General features: G+C 60.5%; 16 protein-coding genes. All 16 read right to left on the reverse strand.

Going from position 1 to position 19,077, the window contains the following annotated elements:
- Positions 1–5: 5 nt before the first annotated feature.
- Positions 6–1,286, reverse strand: coding sequence for an RIP metalloprotease RseP (rseP, locus tag FF098_RS07335; RefSeq protein WP_155138886.1), 1,281 nt, complete (start codon positions 1,284–1,286; stop codon positions 6–8).
- Between the two features lie 31 nt (positions 1,287–1,317).
- Positions 1,318–2,520, reverse strand: coding sequence for a 1-deoxy-D-xylulose-5-phosphate reductoisomerase (locus FF098_RS07340; RefSeq protein WP_155139474.1), 1,203 nt, complete (start codon positions 2,518–2,520; stop codon positions 1,318–1,320).
- A gap of 93 nt (positions 2,521–2,613) precedes the next feature.
- The gene (locus FF098_RS07345; RefSeq protein WP_166426377.1) at positions 2,614–3,411 is read right to left on the reverse strand and encodes a phosphatidate cytidylyltransferase; all 798 of its coding nucleotides are present in this window, start codon (positions 3,409–3,411) and stop codon (positions 2,614–2,616) included.
- Positions 3,412–3,436: 25 nt separating this feature from the next.
- Positions 3,437–4,249 (reverse strand): isoprenyl transferase, encoded by an 813-nt coding sequence (locus FF098_RS07350; RefSeq protein WP_155139476.1) that lies wholly within the window; start codon positions 4,247–4,249, stop codon positions 3,437–3,439.
- A gap of 82 nt (positions 4,250–4,331) precedes the next feature.
- Positions 4,332–4,892 carry a ribosome recycling factor gene (gene frr / locus FF098_RS07355; RefSeq protein WP_155138891.1) on the reverse strand — a complete coding sequence of 187 codons (561 nt, stop codon included), beginning with the start codon at positions 4,890–4,892 and terminating at the stop codon, positions 4,332–4,334.
- A 31-nt stretch (positions 4,893–4,923) separates the two neighbouring features.
- Positions 4,924–5,673 (reverse strand): UMP kinase, encoded by a 750-nt coding sequence (gene pyrH, locus FF098_RS07360; protein ID WP_155138893.1) that lies wholly within the window; start codon positions 5,671–5,673, stop codon positions 4,924–4,926.
- 226 nt (positions 5,674–5,899) lie between these two features.
- On the reverse strand, positions 5,900–6,826 hold the full coding sequence (tsf, locus tag FF098_RS07365; RefSeq protein ID WP_155138895.1) for a translation elongation factor Ts: 927 nt from the start codon (positions 6,824–6,826) through the stop codon (positions 5,900–5,902).
- Between the two features lie 146 nt (positions 6,827–6,972).
- Positions 6,973–7,788: a 30S ribosomal protein S2 gene (gene rpsB / locus FF098_RS07370; RefSeq protein ID WP_155138897.1), complete on the reverse strand. Its 816-nt coding sequence runs from the start codon at positions 7,786–7,788 to the stop codon at positions 6,973–6,975.
- Between the two features lie 177 nt (positions 7,789–7,965).
- Positions 7,966–11,427 carry a DNA polymerase III subunit alpha gene (dnaE, locus tag FF098_RS07375; RefSeq protein WP_155138899.1) on the reverse strand — a complete coding sequence of 1,154 codons (3,462 nt, stop codon included), beginning with the start codon at positions 11,425–11,427 and terminating at the stop codon, positions 7,966–7,968.
- Positions 11,428–11,715: 288 nt separating this feature from the next.
- Positions 11,716–12,429: an ABC transporter ATP-binding protein gene (locus FF098_RS07380; protein ID WP_155138901.1), complete on the reverse strand. Its 714-nt coding sequence runs from the start codon at positions 12,427–12,429 to the stop codon at positions 11,716–11,718.
- A gap of 11 nt (positions 12,430–12,440) precedes the next feature.
- Positions 12,441–13,754 carry a lipoprotein-releasing ABC transporter permease subunit gene (locus tag FF098_RS07385; RefSeq protein ID WP_155138903.1) on the reverse strand — a complete coding sequence of 438 codons (1,314 nt, stop codon included), beginning with the start codon at positions 13,752–13,754 and terminating at the stop codon, positions 12,441–12,443.
- 145 nt (positions 13,755–13,899) lie between these two features.
- On the reverse strand, positions 13,900–15,267 hold the full coding sequence (locus tag FF098_RS07390) for a DUF2254 domain-containing protein (RefSeq protein ID WP_155138905.1): 1,368 nt from the start codon (positions 15,265–15,267) through the stop codon (positions 13,900–13,902).
- A gap of 24 nt (positions 15,268–15,291) precedes the next feature.
- The gene (locus tag FF098_RS07395) at positions 15,292–16,326 is read right to left on the reverse strand and encodes a succinylglutamate desuccinylase/aspartoacylase family protein (protein ID WP_155138907.1); all 1,035 of its coding nucleotides are present in this window, start codon (positions 16,324–16,326) and stop codon (positions 15,292–15,294) included.
- Between the two features lie 9 nt (positions 16,327–16,335).
- Positions 16,336–17,241 (reverse strand): 30S ribosomal protein S6--L-glutamate ligase, encoded by a 906-nt coding sequence (gene rimK / locus FF098_RS07400; RefSeq protein ID WP_155138909.1) that lies wholly within the window; start codon positions 17,239–17,241, stop codon positions 16,336–16,338.
- Positions 17,242–17,257: 16 nt separating this feature from the next.
- Positions 17,258–17,632: an ATP-dependent zinc protease family protein gene (locus FF098_RS07405; RefSeq protein WP_229714538.1), complete on the reverse strand. Its 375-nt coding sequence runs from the start codon at positions 17,630–17,632 to the stop codon at positions 17,258–17,260.
- An 80-nt stretch (positions 17,633–17,712) separates the two neighbouring features.
- Positions 17,713–19,056 (reverse strand): proline--tRNA ligase, encoded by a 1,344-nt coding sequence (proS, locus tag FF098_RS07410; RefSeq protein WP_155138911.1) that lies wholly within the window; start codon positions 19,054–19,056, stop codon positions 17,713–17,715.
- Positions 19,057–19,077 lie beyond the last annotated feature (21 nt).

Raw genomic sequence — 19,077 nt, forward strand, 5'->3', positions numbered from 1 at the left:
GTTGATTATGAGGTGAACAGCTGGGTCACGTCATTCCACGAAACGAATACCATTAACGATAACAAAATAACAATCCCGATTTTGAAACTGACTGCCTGTACCGCCTCGCTGACGGGGCGACCGGCAATGGCTTCATACCCGTAAAACACGAGGTGTCCGCCATCCAGAACCGGTACCGGGAGAAGGTTCAGGAAGCCGACGCTGATCGAGATCATCGCAGCCATGTTCAGGAAGTTGAAGAAGCTGACTTCCAGGCGGCGCATGAGCGAAACTTCCATCTCGCCGCCATCGGAGAAGCCCGCCATGGCCGACTGGCCTGCATATTTCGCGATTTTCACCGGCCCGCCGAGCTGTTCGATGCCTTCCTTGCCGAGGATGATTCGCCCGATGAACCGCACGGTAACCGCCAGTACTTCATAGACCTGCCCCACAGCAGCCTTTACCGAACTGATCGGCCCGTACCGCACCATACGATAAGCTTCGGGATCTGAATCTATACCCAGAATACCGGCACGCACCTTGTTGCCATAAGCATCGGTCGTTTCTGTTCGCTGGGGGGTCGCAGTTAGCGTAAGCAACTCGCCGCCACGATCGACAAGTATTTCCAACTCCTCACCGCTGGAAAGCTTCACCATGTTCGACATCTGCTGGAAACTGGCAATCTTGCGGCCATTGATTTCAAGGATCCGGTCTCCTGCTTGAAAACCGGCCTCCTCCGCCGCTGTGTCAGCCCGCACTGCCCCTACCTGGGCCTCATGAACCGGGGCCTCGCCGGCCAGCATGAACAGGCCGGTCAGGATGACGATCGCAAGGACGAAATTGGCGAACGGCCCGGCGGCAACGATCAGGGCCTTCTGCCAGAGCGGCTTGAAATGGAAGCAGACGCGGCGCTCTTCCGCGGTCAGGCTTTCGGCAAGGCGCGCTTTTTCACTGCCTGCCGGAAACTGGGTCATCATCGCCTTGGGCTCGTCATCGCCCTGCTCTTCTTGTACCTGGTCCGTCTTCTGGACCTTTCGTGAAGGGTCCGAGGCAGGCCCGGCATCGCCGAAGAACTTCACGAAGCCACCAAGCGGCAGCATGGCCACCCGCCATTCAGTGCCATGCTTGTCCTTGCGGCTGAACAGCGGCTTGCCGAAGCCGATGGAGAACACATCGATCTTCACCCCGCACCAGCGCGCGGTCTGGAAGTGCCCGAGCTCGTGAAAGAACACGATGAAGGACAGCAACACCACGAAGGAAACCAGCGTGATGCCGAGAGTGAATAGATTTTCCAGTATTAGCTGCATAACCCAGGATACATTCTATAAGCGTCGATGATCAGCAATTCAGGCCGGCAACGACGGCCTGCGCTTCGGCACGGGCCATACTGTCTGCCGCGAGAAGATTTTCAAGGGAAAGACCCTCCCTGCCAGAGGCCCCGATCCGGGCTGTACAAGTCGCCAAAACTTGCTCTGTGACGCGGGTGATGTCCAGAAATTTTAGATGACCATTCAGAAAGGCCGCCACGGCCACCTCATTGGCTGCATTCAGCACTGCAGGGCAATAGCCATCGGCGTCCAGAGCCTCGCGGGCCAGCCTCAGCGCGGGGAATCGCTCCGTGTCTGGCGCCTCGAATTCGAGCGCGCCCATGGCCATCAAGTCGAGTTTCGGGCTCGGCGAATCGAGCCGGTCCGGCCACGCCATGGCACAGGCAATCGGCGTGCGCATGTCGGGCGAGCCTAGCTGCGCGAGGATCGAGCCATCGACATACTCGACCATGGAATGGATGACCGATTGCGGGTGGACGATGATCTCGATCTTTTCATGAGGTGTCGGAAAAAGCCGAGCCGCTTCAATCAGTTCCAGCCCCTTGTTCATCATGGTCGCTGAATCGACGGAGATCTTCGCGCCCATGGTCCAGTTCGGATGCGCGACAGCCTCTTCCGGTGTCACCGACGCCATCTCTTCCAGAGACTGCGTACGGAACGGACCGCCGGAGGCCGTCAGGATCAGCCGGGTGATGCGGTGCGGACGGTCGAAATCATAGACCTGGAAAATGGCATTGTGCTCGGAATCGACCGGCAGCAGCTGCCCGCCGCCCTTGGCCATCGCGTCCATGAACAACTCGCCGGCGCAGACCAGGCATTCCTTGTTGGCAAAAGCGATATCGGCCCCGCGCCTTGCGGCGGCCAGGGTCGGTTCCAGCCCGCCTGCCCCGACGATGGCCGCCATGACCCAGTCGGCATCGCGACTGGCAGCCTCGATCAGGCCGCTCATACCGGCGCCTGTCGCGATCCCGGTACCGGCAAGGCGCTGTTTCAGCTCTTCGTGACGGCTCTCATCGGCGACAGCGACGAACTCGGCATGATAGCGGACCGCCTGTTCGGCCAGCATGTCGACCTTGCTGTGAGCCGTCAGGGCGACGACTGTGATTTCCGCCTCGTTCCGGGCCGTCGCATGATCGATCAGGTCCAGCGTATTGGTCCCGACCGATCCGGTGGAACCCAGTATGGTCACACGCCGTTTCAGGCCGCGCGGCAGGCTGGCTGACTTGGTGGATTGCAGGGATATGGCGTGGTCAGTTGCGCTCACGAAGGGCCTTTTTGGAATGCTCGTCCGGGAATCGTTTCCTTGTCAGAGCAGACTATACACAAACAGCACGATTGCCAGTGCAACCGTTGCGAAAATCATCCCGTCGAGGCGATCCAGAATACCGCCATGACCAGGGATGTAACCGCCGGAATCCTTCACGCCGAAATAGCGCTTGAAGGCGGATTCAGCCAGATCGCCGATGATCGTGGCGACCGACAGCCCCGCGCCGATCAGGGCCAGCACCCATTCGGCACCGTCGCCTATGCCGAAAAGGCCGAGAAGTGCGCAGACAACCGTGCCACAGACGACACCGCCGATCGTACCGGACCACGTCTTTCCCGGCGAGATGGCAGGGGCCAGCTTCGGCCCGCCCAGCGCCTTGCCGATCAGGAACGCGCCGATATCCGTCGACCAGACAGCAGCCATCAGGAAAATGACGAGCGATCGGCCATCGTCCGGTTCAGCCCTGATCCATACCAGCGCAACACACGGCATGATGACGTAGAAAACGCCGATCAACGGCCACATCGAGGCGCGGTTGGCGGTGTACTCCATCGCCACGGCAAAAAGTCCCCCGCCAAGCGCACAGAGATAGGCATAGGTATACAAGCCGCTGGCTGCGAGAAAGACCGACGAAATCGCCGTGAAGGAGAGGATGTAGAATCCACTGGAGAACTCCGCCTTCTCGACAAGGCGCGTCCATTCGAACACCAGCATGATGCAGAGGAAGGCGATCAGCGCCGAAAACGGCCTGTCCCCCAGCCAGACGATGCCAAGGGCGACGGGTGCCATGATCGCACCGGCAATGATGCGGCGTGCCAGCTGGCGAACTTCGCTCACCTTGGCAGGTGAAGTGCCTGGACTGTTATCCCCGGCCTCCATAGCGCCGCTCCCGTCCATAAAATTGCCGCACGGCATCGAGGAACTCATCCCTGCCGAAATCCGGCCAGTAGGCATCGAGGAAGACATATTCAGCGTAGGCCGCCTGCCACAGCAGGAAATTGCTGACGCGATGTTCGCCCGATGTGCGGATCACCAGGTCCGGGTCCGGCATGCCTGACGTATCGAGCGCCCGGCTTAGATGGGTCTCGGTAATTTCTTCCGGCTTGATGACGCCTTCGGCGACCTTGCGGGCGATAAGACTGACGGCCCGGCGCAGCTCGTCCCTGCCGCCGTAATTGAAGGCGATCTGCAGGACATGGCCGTCATTGCCAGCTGTCTCGCGCTCGGCCCGTTCGACCAGCTTGCGGATATCGGTCGGCAGCGTTTCCTTGTCGCCGATAATGCGCACGCGGATATTCTCCCGCACCATCTTGTCGAGATCGGATTCGATGAATTGCTTCATCAACTCCATCAGCGAGCGCACTTCCGTTTCCGGACGGCGCCAGTTCTCGGTGGAGAAACTGTAGAGGGTCAGATGCGACAGGCCCAGTTCCCGGGCAGTCTCGATAGCCCGGCGGGCGGCGGCGACACCTTCGCGGTGACCGGCCACGCGCGGCAGTCCGCGCTCCTTGGCCCAACGGCCATTGCCATCCATGATGATGGCGACGTGACGGATACGGTGACCGGGGTCTGCAGGTTGCGGCAGGTCGCTGCGCGCCTCGGCGGCGTCGCGTGCCGGGTCAGCCAGCGCTGCGCTGCCATTGCCCGTCAAGGCACCGGCGATGCCGCCGGCCATCTTGCCTGCCTTGCTGATTACTGACACCTGATCACGCGCCTTTCCGGTGAACCACCCTTTGCAGGACGGGGACCTAACTCCCTCAGACCTGCATGATTTCCTTTTCTTTAGTCGCCAGCATGTCGTCGACCTGCTTGACGAAATCGTCCGTCAGCTTCTGGATCTGGTCGGACGTTTTCTTCTGCTCGTCTTCCGGCATTCCGTCAGCCTTCTTGACCGCTTCCATGCCGTCGCGGCGGATATTGCGGATCGCAACACGGGTTTGCTCGGCATATTTTGCTGCGACCTTGGTCAGCTCCTGGCGGCGCTCCTCGTTCAGCGGCGGGATCGGCACGCGAACGCTCTGGCCGTCAGTGACCGGGTTGACGCCAAGCCCGCTGTCGCGGATCGCCTTTTCAACCGCACCGACCATCGACTTGTCCCAGACCTGAACCGACAGCATGCGCGGTTCGGGGACGTTTACCGTGCCGACCTGGTTCAGCGGCATTTCCGAGCCATACGCCTTGACCACCACCGGATCGAGCAGGCTGGATGTTGCACGGCCGGTGCGCAGACCCCCGAATTCCGATTTCAGTGACGCGACAGCGCCTTCCATACGGCGCTTCAGCTCGCCCAGATCAGGGCCGGTTGAATCCTTGCTCATTGTTGTTCTTCCTTGCTTCTTCTCTAATCGTTCAATCTTTAATAATCGTATACTTGCCGCGCCCTGTCAGCGCCCCGACAACGCCATCCTCGCTGCCCAGCGAAAAGACCACGATCGGGATATGGTTTTCCCGGGTCAGCGAAATCGCCGCCTGATCCATGACACGCAGATCGCGCTTTAGCACATCCATATAGGAAAGCTCGTCAAAGCGTTGAGCGGACGGGTCTTTTTTGGGATCTGCTGAGTAAACGCCATCGACCTGCGTGCCCTTCATCACGGCATCGCAACCCATCTCGGCTGCCCTCAGGGCGGCTGTCGTATCCGTGGTGAAGAACGGGTTGCCGGTACCGGCAGCGAATATCACCACCCGGCCCTTTTCCATATGGCGCAGCGCCCGGCGGCGGATATAGGGCTCGCAAACGGAAGTCATCTCGATCGCCGACATGACCCGTGTATGCACACCGATGCTTTCCAGTGCGTTCTGCATGGCCAGCGCGTTCATCACCGTTGCCAGCATGCCCATATAGTCGGCGCTTGCCCGCTCCATGCCGTTTTCGGCCATGGACAGGCCCCGGAAAATGTTGCCGCCACCAATGACGAGGCTGAGCTCGACCCCCAGGGCCAGGCCCTCCTTGATCTGGTCGGCGATCCGGTCGACCGTCTCCTGATGAATACCAAACTGGCCGGGCCCCATCAGCGCTTCGCCGGAGATCTTCAACAGGACCCGTTTGTACAGCAGATTATCCGCCTGCGCTGAGGTTTTCGCGGCGTGTTCACCCATGATCGTGCTCCCGTTCTGCAAATCGCTACCCCGCATATCACCGCCTGCCGATTCCAGCCAGTCCGTCCTTGTCACATGCACGGCTCATCTGACGAAAAAACGGCGCTGACAAGGCTTTTTGCCAGCTGCGGGTTGCTGGCGCGGCAGACAGGCACCCGTACTGCGACAGCGCCCATAAAAAAGGCGCACCAACCGGTGCGCCCTCTCATAACATGTATTCGAAAGATCAGTTACCGCTCATCGAGGCAACTTCAGCCGCAAAGTCGGCTTCTTCCTTTTCGACGCCTTCACCAAGCTCGAGGCGGGCAAAACCGGTCAGCTCGATCGGCGCGCCGGCATCCTTGGCGGCGTTGGCGACAACGTCGGCAATGCGGGTCTCGCCGTCGATCATGGAGATCTGCTCAAGAAGAACGGATTCCTCATAGAACTTGCGCATGCGGCCTTCGACCATCTTCTCGATGATCTGCTCCGGCTTGCCGGAAGCGCGGGCTTGGTCGGACAGGACGTCCTTCTCGCGCTTGACGACATCGGCGTCGAGTTCCTCGACCTTCAGCGCCAGCGGACGGGCAGCGGCGACATGCATCGCAATCTGCTTGCCGACATTGGCGAGGACTTCCTTGTCGCCGGTCGATTTCAGCGCAACGATGACGCCGATCTTGCCTGCGTTTTCCGTCACGACCGTGTGGATGTAAGGCACGACGGCACCATCCTCGACGCTCAGCATGACAGCACGGCGCAGGGCCATGTTCTCGCCGATCTGGCCGACCATCTCGGTGACGAATTCTTCGACTGTCTTGTCGGAACCCGGATATTTGGCAGCCTTCACAGCCTCGGTCGTACCGTCCGTCGTAAGGGCAACCTGGGCGATGTTCGCGACCATCTTCTGGAAGGTCTCGTTGCGGGCCACGAAGTCGGTTTCGGCATTGACCTCGACGAGGATGCCTGTGGTGCCATCAACGGCAGCAGCGACGAGACCGTCAGCAGCCGCGCGGCCGGCTTTTTTGGCGGCCTTGGACAGGCCTTTCTTGCGCAGCCAGTCGACAGCGGCTTCGACGTCGCCGTCGGTTTCTTTCAGGGCGGCTTTGCAGTCCATCATGCCTGCGCCGGTTTTATCACGCAGGTCCTTGACCATTGCAGCGGTAATGGCAGCCATTTTAATGCTCCTTGATCTGGTTTCGGGCCGGCCCGCATAGACCGGGCCGCAACATACTGAATTGGGTCAGGCAGCTAGCCTGAAATTGTGACAGGGCGATGACGCCCTGCCCTCATGCTCTGGCGCACACTGGCGCCGAACGCAGATCAGGCAGAAGCCTGCTGCTCGTCCGTTTTCTCGCCTTCAGCATCAGACGCTTCGGCGGCAGGCTCTTCCAGAGCCGGCTCTGCCGGTGCCTCTTCCAGTTCGCCAAGATCGACGCCCATATCGGCGGCGCTGGCGGACAGGCCGTCGAGAACGGCGTCGGCAACGAGATTGGTGTACAGCGCGATGGCGCGGGACGCATCGTCATTACCCGGAATGATCAGGTCGATATTGTCCGGCGAGCAGTTGGTGTCGACGACAGCGACGACCGGGATGCCGAGTTTCTTGGCTTCCTGGATGGCGATCGCTTCTTTCTTCACGTCGATCACGAACATCAGGTCCGGCAGGCCGCCCATGTCGCGAATACCGCCGAGGGAAGCTTCCAGCTTTTCCTTGTCGCGCGACATGGTCAGCTGTTCTTTCTTGGTCAGGCCGACGCCGCCATTGGCGAGGGTCTCTTCCATCGCCTTCAGGCGCTTGATGGAGTTGGAGATCGTTTCCCAGTTGGTCAGCGTGCCACCGAGCCAGCGCACATTCATGTAGTATTGTGCGCAGCGCTGGGCTGCTTCCGCGATCGGCTGCTGTGCCTGGCGCTTGGTGCCGACGAACAGGACGCGGCCGCCACCGGCGACAACTTCCCGCACCTTGACAAGAGCCTGGTGCAGCATGGGAACGGTCTGGGAAAGGTCGATGATATGGACCCCGTTGCGGTCGCCGAAAATGTATTCTTTCATTTTCGGGTTCCAGCGATGGGTCTGGTGACCAAAGTGTACGCCAGCTTCCAGCAGCTGGCGCATTGAAAATTCTGGCAGCGCCATGAGTATTACTCCTCGGTTATGTCCTCCGCGGGAATGTGGAAGCCGACGGCCACCGAAGATCATGTCCCGCGTGTGTGATGGGGCGCGGCATAAGCCCAAACGCCGCTGAATTCAACCGAAAAATCGCCTGTTTTCGATGCTACTGGCCGTCCGGACACAATATACAGGCCAAGAGCATCAGACGAGCTCGACGTCAGCGACGCCTTCAATCGTCTTGATTGCGCCTTTCATGGCCACGGTCGCTGCGACCTCGCCCGGCAGCTTCATTTCGACCTCGCAGCCGGTTTCAGGCAGGTAAAGCAGGATTGAGGCCGTCCCCGTTGCTTCTGCAGGCTTGCCGCTGTCGAACAGGCGCCGGCGGATCGACGGCAGCGCCTCGGGCGTCATCACCGATATGCGCAACTCGGCCTTGGTCGTGGCAGCAGCCCGTTCCAGCAATTGCACGCCCTCCCCGGTCAGGCGGATCTCGCCATCCCGGTCCTCGGCGGTGACCGACATCAGCACCAGCTTGCCGGGCTGGAGATGGTCCCGCGCGGCATCGAGCAGTTCAGAGAACACCGTGACCTCGAACTCGCCCGTCTGGTCCGACAGGGCGACCCAAGCGAAGGGCTTGCCGGTCTTGGACCGGCGCGGCGTGAAGGCGCGGATCACCCCGGCAATCGACAAACTGATGCGCGTATCGGCCGCGCGCTGGGCGACCTCGGTGAACGGCACGACATTCAGCTTACGCAGGGCAGATGCATAGTCATCGAGCGGATGGCCCGAGAAATAGAAACCGATGGCGGCGCGCTCGTTGTCGAGCCTCTCCAGTGGTGGCCAGTCATCGGCCTTTTTCAACGCCGGCCGGGCGAGCGCAGGCGCTTCCGCCGCGCCAAACAGGCCACCCTGGTCGGAATTGCGCTCTTCTGCGACAGCCGAGGAATACCGCACAAGGAAGTCGGCATTGGCAAAGATCTGCGCCCGGTTCGGATGGATGGAATCAAACGCCCCGGCCTTGGCGAGGTTTTCAAAGCCGCGCTTGCCGATCATGCGCCCGTCGACGCGCTCGACGAAATCGAAGATGTCAGCAAAAGACCCGCCCTCGCGTCGTTTCTGGGCGATGTGGGCCATGGCTGCCTCGCCGACATTCTTGATCGCGCCTAGGGCATAGACGACAGCACCCTTGTCGCCGTCACCATCCGGGTCGGCCTTCACAGTAAAATCGGCCTCCGAGGCATTAACATCAGGCGCCAGTACGGTGATGCCGCTGGAACGCGCCTCCTTCATGAAAATGGCGAGCTTGTCGGTGTTGGCGCGATCGAGCGACATGGACGCGGCGAGGAATTCAGGCCCGTGATTGGCCTTCAGCCATGCTGTCTGGTAAGCGATCCAGGCATAGGCGGCGGCGTGTGACTTGTTGAAACCGTAGCCCGCGAATTTCGCGACCATCTCGAAGATTGATTCAGCCTTGGCGCGGTCGACATTGTTTTCCTCCGCGCCTTCGACGAACCGGATCTTCTGCTTGTCCATCTCCTCTTTCTTCTTCTTGCCCATGGCGCGGCGCAGAAGGTCGGCTTCACCGAGGGAATAGCCTGACAGGACCTGCGCGATCTGCATGACCTGCTCCTGATAGATGATGACCCCGTAGGTCTCCTTCAGGATGTTCTCCAGGAGCGGATGGAAATAATCGGGATCCTCGCGCCCGAACTTGCGCTCGATATAGGTCGGGATGTTTTCCATCGGCCCCGGACGATAGAGCGAGACAAGCGCGATGATGTCTTCGAGAGTGTCAGGCTTCAGGCCGCGCAGGGTCGAGCGCATGCCGGTACTTTCAAGCTGGAACACGCCGACCGCCTGTCCCTCGCCCAGCATGTCGTATGTCTTGCGATCATTGGTCGGGATATGGTCGATGTCGATCGTGACCTTGCGCTTGGCCAGTAATTCGACAGCGCGGCGGATGACGGTCAGCGTCTTCAGGCCGAGGAAGTCGAACTTCACGAGCCCTGCCGGCTCGACCCATTTCATGTTGAACTGCGTCGCCGGCATGTCGGAGCGCGGATCGCGATAGAGCGGCACCAGCTCGTCCAGCGGGCGGTCGCCAATCACCACACCGGCGGCGTGGGTCGATGCGTGGCGGTAGAGGCCCTCGAGCTTCTGAGCTTTGACCAGCAGGTCGGCGACCTGACTGTCCTTGTCACGCTCCTCGCGCAGGCGCGGCTCGGTGTTGATCGCCTCGCGCAGGGTGACCGGGTTTGCCGGATTGTTGGGCACCAGCTTGCAGAGCCGGTCAACCTGCATGAACGGCATGTTCAGCACACGGCCGACATCGCGCAGCACCGCGCGGGCCTGCAGTTTACCGAAGGTGATGATCTGCGCGACCCGGTCGCGACCGTATTTCTCCTGCACATAGGAGATAACCTCGTCCCGCCGGTCCTGGCAGAAGTCGATATCGAAGTCGGGCATGGAGACCCGTTCGGGATTGAGGAAGCGCTCGAACAGCAGCCCGAAGCGCAACGGGTCGAGATCGGTGATCGTCAGCGACCAGGCAACGAGAGAGCCTGCACCCGACCCCCGTCCCGGCCCGACCGGCACGCCATGGGACTTTGCCCATTTGATGAAGTCGGCGACGATCAGGAAGTAACCCGGAAACCCCATGCCGCGGATGATTTCCAGCTCTTTCTCGAGCCGAGCCCAGTAATCCTCGACAGGGGCGGCAGGGTCGCCGTCAGCAAGGCGCCGCTCCAGCCCTTCACGGGCCTGGCGGGCAAGCTCCGCTGCCTCCCCGTCCACATCATCGGCAAAGCGCGGCAGGATCGGCTTGTGCAGGCGCGGGCGAAAGGCGCAGCGCCGGGCAATCAGCACCGTGTTCTCAACCGCCTCCGGCAAGTCCTCGAAAAGTTGCGCCATTTCCGCCGGCGACCTGAAATAATGGTCGGCGGCAAGCTGGCGGCGGTCATCCATATGCACATAGGCGCCCTCTGCGATGCACAGGAAAGCGTCATGAGCCTCATGGTCGTCAGGGGACGGAAAATAAGGCTCGGCGGTTGCGACCAGCGGCAGCTCGCGGTCATAGGCCAGCCCGAGCAACTGGTTCTCATAGGGCTGGCGGAAGCCGCCACGCCCATCGGAGTGGCGCTGTAGCTCAATATAAAGCCGGTCGCCAAAGATCGCCTGCAGGCGCGTGACCAGATCGGCCGCCTCTGCCTGACGGTCGAGGGCAAGGAACCGATCGACCGGCCCGTTCGGTCCGCCGGTCAGGCAGATCAGCCCGTCGGCATAGCCCTCTATCCGCTCGAGCGAGGAAGCAATCGCCGTCTCATTGGCCGACGAGAGGAACGCGTCACTGGTCAGTTTGAGGAGGTTGCGATAGCCGGCTTCATTCGTGGCAAGGAGAACGAGGGACGGCAGCGGCCCGGTCGAGGGCTCGGGCTGGCCAAGCGATCCGGGATCGAGCGCCAGTTGCAGGCCGGTGATCGGCTGAATACCGGCGGCAGACAGGACCTCGGAAGCTTCCAGCGCTCCGAAGAGGTTGTTCGTGTCCGTTACCGCGACGGCGGGCATCTCATGTTCAAGGCACAGCTCTTTCAGCCGGCCGATATGGATGGCCCCTTCGGCCAGCGAATAAGAAGAATGGAGATGAAGATGGATGAACGGCTGCATGATCTCTCCTTAGCCCGATTTGCCCGCCTTTCATGCCGCCGAGTTTTCCCCAATCACACTCGCTTTACCCGGCGAGCAAACCACTCCAGAGATAGACTGCCGCCACCAGCCCGAGCATGACGCCGAGGCCGAGACCATCGCGGATAAGATGTGCATTCATGGGAACCTCCTTAACCTTGTTCACATTATGTTCTTAATATCAATATTCCCTTTTTGTTCTCATGTCCAGCAGTTTCCTCCGGAAATTGTACCGGCCAGAATTCCACAGCAAGATGAAGAAGTTAGTGCCTATTCGCCGAGAATGGTGACGGTGCTTTCGTCGATCTCGACCTGTACGAGACGGCGATCCTTGATCGCAACGACGCGGTCCATGCGGGCGGCCAGCGCCCTGTCATGGGTGGCGATCAGGGCGGCAAGCCCCCGCTCCTGCACGATGTCCAGCAGCGCATCGAAGACACGACCCGATGTTTCGACATCGAGATTGCCTGTGGGCTCATCGGCCAGCAAAAGGGACGGTTCATTGGCCAAGGCCCGGGCTATGGCGACGCGCTGTTTCTCACCGCCGGAGAGCTGGGCCGGCTGGTGCTGCAGGCGCTCGGCGAGGCCGAGATTGGTAAGGATATTGGTCGAGCGGATATCTGCCTGCTTGTGGCTGCGCCCGGCGATCAGCTGTGGCAGGGAGACATTGCCTAGCGCCGTGAATTCCGGCTGCAGGTGGTGAAACTGATAGACGAAACCAAGCGTGTCGCGGCGCAGGCGGGTGCGCTCTGCATCGTTCATCATCGAGGTTGCCCGGCCGTTGATATAGACTTCGCCACTGGTTGGCGGCTCGAGCAGGCCGGCGACATGCAGCAGTGATGACTTGCCCGAGCCAGACGGCCCAAGCAGTGCGACGATCTCGCCCTTGCTGATGGTGAAATCAACGCCTTCCAGAACCTTCAGCTCGCCGTAAAAACGGTCAAGTTTTTCAAGGTGTAATACTGTTTCTCTCGTATCGCTCATGACCTCTCCCCCTACTCGTAACGCAGCGCTTCGACGGGATCGAGACTGGCAGCGCGCCAGGCCGGATAGAGCGTCGACAGGAAGGACATGACCAGCGCAAAGGAGACAACCGAAATCACTTCGGCGAACTGCACCCGCGCCGGCATCTGGTCGAACAGATAGACCTCTGACGGGAACAGGCGGAAGCCGAACCAGTCGGACAGCGCCATCTCGATTGGCCCGACATTCAGGCTGATCAGGACACCGAGAACAAGGCCTGTCAGCGTGCCAAGGAAGCCGATCATCATGCCAGACAGGAAAAAGATGCGCATGACAGAGCCACGCGTCGCGCCCAGCGTGCGCATAACGGCGATGTCCGACATCTTGTCCTTCACCAGCATGACAAGTCCGGTGATGATGTTGAGGACGGCGACAGCAAGGATCAGCGACAGGATGATCCGCATCAGCGCCCGCTCCGTCTGCAGCGCATTGAAATAGGACTGGTGCAGGTTCTGCCAGTTATAGGCGTAAAGCGTGTCACTTAGTTGGGCGAGGATGCGTTCCTGATAGGGCCGGATATCTTGCGGCGCGTCGACCCGCACCTCGATCTTGTCCACCGCCTCGCCACGGCGGAAGAACAGCTGCGCCTGCTGCAGCGGCATGTAGATAAAGCCGCTGTCATATTCGGACATGCCGATGGAATAGATGGCGCCGACATAATAGGTCTTGTCGCGGATCGGCGATGTCCCCATCGGCGTCTCTGCCCCGCCTGCCGTGATAACCGTCACCGGGCTGCCGATACCGACACCCAGATTGGCGGCGAGACGACGTCCCATGACGATCTCATTGCCACCATTGCGCCCCTCGCCGAAGGTCTCGAGAGAGCCCTCGATCAGATGGTCTTCGCCGGCGATCAATTCAATACTCCTGAGGTCCTCCGGCTCTATGCCATAGGCGATGGCAGCGGTCTGGCCACCTGCGGTCAGATAGACATAGTCCTGAACGATGGGGATCGCCGATTCCACCCCGGCGATCTGACGCAGGTCTTCGCTCAGACCAGCATAGTTCGTCAGCTCCGCATCCTGCGTTGCCTGAACATAGATGTGGCCGTTCACGCCCAGCAACTGGTCAAGCAGCTTGGCACGAAAGCCCTCCATCACCGACATGACAACGATCAGCACGGTGACAGCGAGCGCAATGCCAATGAAGGCGATGATCGAGATCAGGGAGACACCCGATCCCTTCTTGGTCGCCGAGATATAGCGACGCGCCACGGTCCATTCGAACAGGCCGAAAGGCCGTGTTGCCGAGCCTTCCGGCGTGGCTTTCTCTGTCGATGCGGTCATGGTCTCGCCCGGCGCCCTGAAATTGATATCCGGCAGACCATGGGCGGCTTCTTGCCGTCCGGCAAGTGTCGTCTGCTTAATCTTTCACCTGAAGAAAGACCGGCACTGACAGGCTTTTGGTCTTCAAACATAAAGAAGAGACGGCTCACGCCCTGCCCTCCATCCATTTGTATTTCTCCCCGGCCCGGAAGCGGGACAGGCCATTGCGCAGGACGGCCTCCAGATCATCGACGCGGGCAGCGATCTCGCGGCGATCATCTTCACTGACCATCGCCGTCATGGCCGCTTTTTCCAGCGCCTGTGCGTGATGGAGCACCACCGCCTTGCGGGCGGGGTCGTCGACATCGAACAGGACATTGGCGAGCACCGACAGGGTGGACAGGCTGGCATTCCGGTCCGGTGCCACATAGGGCCGGATGCGGTCGAAGATCAGGCTGGCGATCTCCTCGAAATTCAGCGGCCGGGCGATCACGCGGATATGGCCATCCTTGTCACGGCGTACCGCCGCGGGTGACGATCCGCGACCGGCAGCCGACAGGGCCGCCCCCATCCAGTGGATCGTATCCGTTGCTGTGTAGGGGTCGTTGATGCCGGGCGACAGGGCGCGGGCAGTGATACCGGTCATCTGGTCGATCAGAAAGCCGATATCCTGGTCCTGCGTCTTCGCCGCGCCCCAGGCATAGCAGGCGCGAACGGCACTCAACGCTTCCGTGGAGGCATTCTCGGGTGGCCAGATCCATGCCAGCGGCCGGTCGTCGGTAACGAAGTCGCCCGGGCGGCGCGTGACGCGTACGATCAACCCCTTGTCCCGCGCCACATTGAAGATCTCTTCCGCCGACAGGGTGTAGATATATCCCGTGCCATTGGCGAGAACCGGCACGGCATCCTGCAGGAAGCCTTCGGGCATATCAGGTGAATCGCTGCCGCCATTACCCTCCCCCAGCTCCTGCGGAAAGCGGTTGCGAATGTCGCGCAGGAGATCGTTTCCCAGACGCGCGATCACGTTGGAGACGTGGAGCGTCTCCAGGATATGGTGGATGAAATAGATGAAGGTGATCAGGCTGGCGCCGGCAAAGAACAGCGCGATGATGACCGTCAGGTGCGGCACGAACGTGGTCTCGCCCGCATGCACCCGATACAGCGCCAGCAGGCAATAGACGAAGGTTGCGATGAAGATGCCGAGAACCGCCTGGTTCGACTTGTCGCGCATGAATTCCGGGATGATGTGCGGCCCGTACTGGCCTGACGCGAAAACGATGGCGGCGATGGTGATGGAAAAGACGATACCGGCGACAGAGATCATGGACCCGCCGACCATGCTCAGGATCGTGCGCGCGCCTTCCGGACTGCTGGAACCGAACCAGCTGATCTGCATGAAGAATTCTTCTTCAAGGATCACGTCGAGCTGGAGAGAGCCGAAGGCCAGCAATATCGCGCCCAGAACGATAACGCCCGGCACGAACCAGTAACTTGCCTTGATCCGGCGATAGAGCGCCAGCGCTTTCGTCTTCATGAGGTCCCTCGCATACAATCCCCTTTATACGATTTCCGTATCGAACAGCGGATCGCTGCCGAGCTGCTTTTCAAGGGACTGGATATCCTCGTCGATGGCCCCGGGGTCGAACACCTTGGCGATATGAAAGATTGCATCGCCCTGGTTCACCGCCGGCATGTTTGACCGCCCGATGACGATGCCGCTGATCGGTGCACGCAGTTCCTTTTCCTCGTATCCGAGCGGGTCGGAGACGATGGAAAGCACTTCCCCCTTCTCGACCGCATCGCCAAGCCCCTTGAGCAGGCGCATCAGCCCGCCGGATGGCGCACGGACCCAGACGCTGAGTTTGGACATGACCGGTTCCTTCGAGCCTTGTGCGAAACCGCGACGATGCAGCATGCCGAGATATTGCATGACCCGCATCACGCCCTTCACGCCGATGCGCACGGCGAACTCGTTGAAGCGCAACGCCTCACCCGCCTCATAGAGCAGCGTGTTCACGCCCACCGCCTGGGATGCTTCACGCAGCGAACCGTCGCGGATATCCGCTTTCAGGATGATCGGCGCACCGAAGGCTGCGGCCATATCCCTGACGGCGTCACTTGCGAGATCAGCCCTGATCTGGGGCAGGTTTTCCCGGTGGATCGCGGCGGTGTGCAGGTCGATGCCATAGTCAGCGCGCGAGACGATCTCTTCCATGAACTTGTAGGCGAGCTGCCCGGCAAGCGATCCGGTCTTCGAGCCCGGGAAAGACCGGTTCAGGTCGCGGCGATCCGGCAGGTAGCGCGAATTGGCGATAAAGCCATAAGTGTTGACGATCGGGATCAGCAACAGCGTGCCACGCACTTTCTCGACCGTCAGCTTGCTGACCAGCCGCCGGATGATCTCCGCACCGAGGATCTCGTCGCCATGGATAGCGGCAGACACGAACAGCACCGGCCCTGGCTTCCTGCCGTGCATGACATGCACCGGCATCGACACCTGGGTGTGATCGGACAGGACACTGAGGGGCAATTCGACAGTCTTTTGCGTACCCGGTTCGATGGCCTGCCCACCGATCGTGAATGGCTCTCGCATCAGGCAGTCTTATCCCTTGCCCTTGGTCTTCGTCTTGCCCGGCACCGCTGCCTTCTCGATGTGCTCGATGATCTTGCCTGCAACGTCGATGCCGGTCGCGGTTTCGACGCCTTCCAGGCCGGGCGAGGAGTTCACCTCCATCACTACTGGCCCATGGTTGGAGCGAAGCAAGTCGACACCGCATACATTCAGGCCCATGGCCTTGGCCGCGGCGACAGCAGTGGAGCGTTCGGTTGGCGTGATCTTCACCGCGCTGGCAGACCCGCCGCGATGCAGGTTGGAGCGGAAATCCCCCTCCTTTCCCTTGCGCATCATCGAGGCAACGACCTTGTCGCCGACCACGAGACAGCGGATATCCTCACCATTGGCTTCCTTGACGAATTCCTGGACCAGAATATCGGTCGAGACCGAAGAGAATGCCTGGATGACGGATTCAGCCGACTTGTTGGTTTCGGCGAGCACGACACCCAGACCCTGCGTACCCTCCAGCAGCTTTATGACGACCGGCGCACCGCCCATCAGGTCGAGCATCTTTTCAGCATCGGACGTGCGGTGGGCGAAGATGGTTACAGGCAGGCCGATACCCTTGCGCGCCAGAAGCTGCAGCGAGCGCAGCTTGTCACGCGAACGGGAGATCGCAACCGATTCATTGACCGGATAGACGCCCATCATCTCGAACTGGCGCAGGATGGCAGTACCGAAAAACGTCACCGACGCCCCGATACGCGGGATGACCGCGTCATACTTGCCCAGCTTCTCCCCACCATAAATGATCTCGGGCTTGTGGGCAGCGATGTTGATATAGCAGCGCAGGTGATTGATCACGTCGATTTCGTGACCGCGCGCTTCTGCGGCTTCCACCAGCCTTTTGTGAGAGTAAAGATTGGCGTTGCGGCACATCAGTGCAAGTTTCATAACGAACCTTTGTTGGTTACTTTTCTGTCTTTTGTTTCTGTACGAACGATCGCGATGGATCGATGAGATAGCGCTTGCGCAGGGCCTCGCGCCCGACAAGTGCCCGGAACCCCATCTGGTCCCGGTTGGTCAGGGTGAATTCCGCCGGCCATACATCGCTGCCGATCTGCAGCTCTGTACGGATAACATAGCGGATCTCCTCCTTGCCGTTTGAGCTCCTGACCGCGCGCCGGTCGGCCACTGGCGCTTCGCAGTAAATCTCCGGCTTTTTCTTGCGTTGTACCGGATGGATATAGAACGAAACGAACATCGCGCCATCGCGGTCAAATTCACGCACTTTGTAGGCATGAATGGCCGACGTCTTGGCGCCGGTGTCGATTTTGGCCTTCATGCTCTCCAGTCCGAAGGCAGGCAGACCGATCCATTCGCGCCATCCCAGCGTTTTGGGGGGCGTTTTGGCCGACGCCTTCTTCACGCCGGAACGAGAGCCGAGATAATCTTGCCCGACACATGATCCAGCGCTTCATCGGGCGTCAGTTCGATGCGCTCACCGCTATGGCGCTCCTTGACCTCGACATGGCCGGTGGCAAGGCCACGCGGGCCGACGACCATTTGATATGGCAAGCCGATCAGGTCCATCCGGGCGAACTTCTCACCCGGGCGCGCCGGTGTGTCGTCATACAGGACCTCGATACCCGCGCCTTCCAGCTTGGCATAGAATTCCTGGCACAGGCGGTCGCTTTCCTCATCGCCTGGCTTCAGGTTGATGAGACCTACATGGAACGGCGCGACGGGCACCGGCCAGCGGCAGCCATTCTCGTCATGATAGGCCTCGATCAGAGCCCCCATCAGGCGGGAAACACCGATCCCGTAGGAGCCCATCTGCACCGGCACATTGCGACCGTCATGACCGGAGACCACGCAGTTCATCGGCGCTGAGTATTTCGTACCGAAGAAGAAGATGTGACCGACCTCGATACCGCGCGCGGTTATGCGGTCATCCTCCGGCACCTTCTCGAATTCCTTCTCGTCGTACATTTCGTCGGTCGCGGCATAGAGCGATGTGCGCTCCTGCACGATCGGTTCAAGGTCGCCATCGAAATCGACATCTGGCCCTGGCACGGCCATGTCGATCAGCTCTCGATGGCAATAGACCTGACTTTCACCAGTTTCCGCCAGCACGATGAATTCGTGGGACAGGTCGCCGCCGATTGGGCCGGTGTCGGCTTTCATCGGTACCGATTTCAGGCCCAGCCTGTTGAAGGTGCGCAGGTAAGCCACGAACATCTTGTAATAGGACTTGCGTGAGGCTTCCTCTGTCAGGTCGAAGGAATAGGTATCCTTCATCAGGAATTCGCGGCCGCGCATGACACCAAAGCGCGGACGGATCTCGTCGCGGAACTTCCACTGGATGTGATAGAGCATCTTCGGCAGGTCCTTGTAGGACCGTGTGCCGGCGCGGAAAATCTCGGTGATCAGTTCCTCATTGGTCGGGCCGTAGAGCATCTCGCGGTCATGACGGTCAGTGATGCGCAGCATCTCCTTGCCGTAGGCCTCATAGCGCCCGCTTTCACGCCACAGCTCGGCCGACTGGATGGTCGGCATCAGCATCTCCACGGCGCCGGCGCGGTTCTGTTCCTCGCGCACGATCTGCTCGATCTTCTGCAGGACGCGAAAACCGAGCGGCAGCCAGGAATAGATGCCCGCAGCGCCCTGTCGAATCATGCCGGCGCGCAGCATCAGCTGGTGAGAGATGATCTGGGCATCCGCCGGCGTTTCCTTCATCAGCGGCAGATAAAAGCGGGATAGGTACATGTGTTTTCGGTCCTGTCAGAA

The sequence above is a fragment of the Aquisalinus luteolus genome (assembly GCF_009712425.2).
Taxonomy (GTDB): Bacteria; Pseudomonadota; Alphaproteobacteria; order Caulobacterales; family Parvularculaceae; genus Aquisalinus; species Aquisalinus luteolus.

Bases quoted from the DNA above. Each gene is read 5' to 3' on its own strand.
- rimK (WP_155138909.1), bottom strand. From the start codon at position 17,241: ATGAAACTTGCACTGATGTGCCGCAACGCCAATCTTTACTCTCACAAA.
- FF098_RS07390 (WP_155138905.1), bottom strand. From the start codon at position 15,267: ATGAAGACGAAAGCGCTGGCGCTCTATCGCCGGATCAAGGCAAGTTAC.
- FF098_RS07395 (WP_155138907.1), bottom strand. From the start codon at position 16,326: ATGCGAGAGCCATTCACGATCGGTGGGCAGGCCATCGAACCGGGTACG.
- dnaE (WP_155138899.1), bottom strand. From the start codon at position 11,427: ATGCAGCCGTTCATCCATCTTCATCTCCATTCTTCTTATTCGCTGGCC.
- tsf (WP_155138895.1), bottom strand. From the start codon at position 6,826: ATGGCTGCCATTACCGCTGCAATGGTCAAGGACCTGCGTGATAAAACC.
- pyrH (WP_155138893.1), bottom strand. From the start codon at position 5,673: ATGGGTGAACACGCCGCGAAAACCTCAGCGCAGGCGGATAATCTGCTG.
- FF098_RS07385 (WP_155138903.1), bottom strand. From the start codon at position 13,754: ATGACCGCATCGACAGAGAAAGCCACGCCGGAAGGCTCGGCAACACGG.
- FF098_RS07405 (WP_229714538.1), bottom strand. From the start codon at position 17,632: ATGAAGGCCAAAATCGACACCGGCGCCAAGACGTCGGCCATTCATGCC.
- rpsB (WP_155138897.1), bottom strand. From the start codon at position 7,788: ATGGCGCTGCCAGAATTTTCAATGCGCCAGCTGCTGGAAGCTGGCGTA.
- FF098_RS07350 (WP_155139476.1), bottom strand. From the start codon at position 4,249: ATGGCCGGCGGCATCGCCGGTGCCTTGACGGGCAATGGCAGCGCAGCG.
- proS (WP_155138911.1), bottom strand. From the start codon at position 19,056: ATGTACCTATCCCGCTTTTATCTGCCGCTGATGAAGGAAACGCCGGCG.
- frr (WP_155138891.1), bottom strand. From the start codon at position 4,892: ATGAGCAAGGATTCAACCGGCCCTGATCTGGGCGAGCTGAAGCGCCGT.
- rseP (WP_155138886.1), bottom strand. From the start codon at position 1,286: ATGCAGCTAATACTGGAAAATCTATTCACTCTCGGCATCACGCTGGTT.
- FF098_RS07380 (WP_155138901.1), bottom strand. From the start codon at position 12,429: ATGAGCGATACGAGAGAAACAGTATTACACCTTGAAAAACTTGACCGT.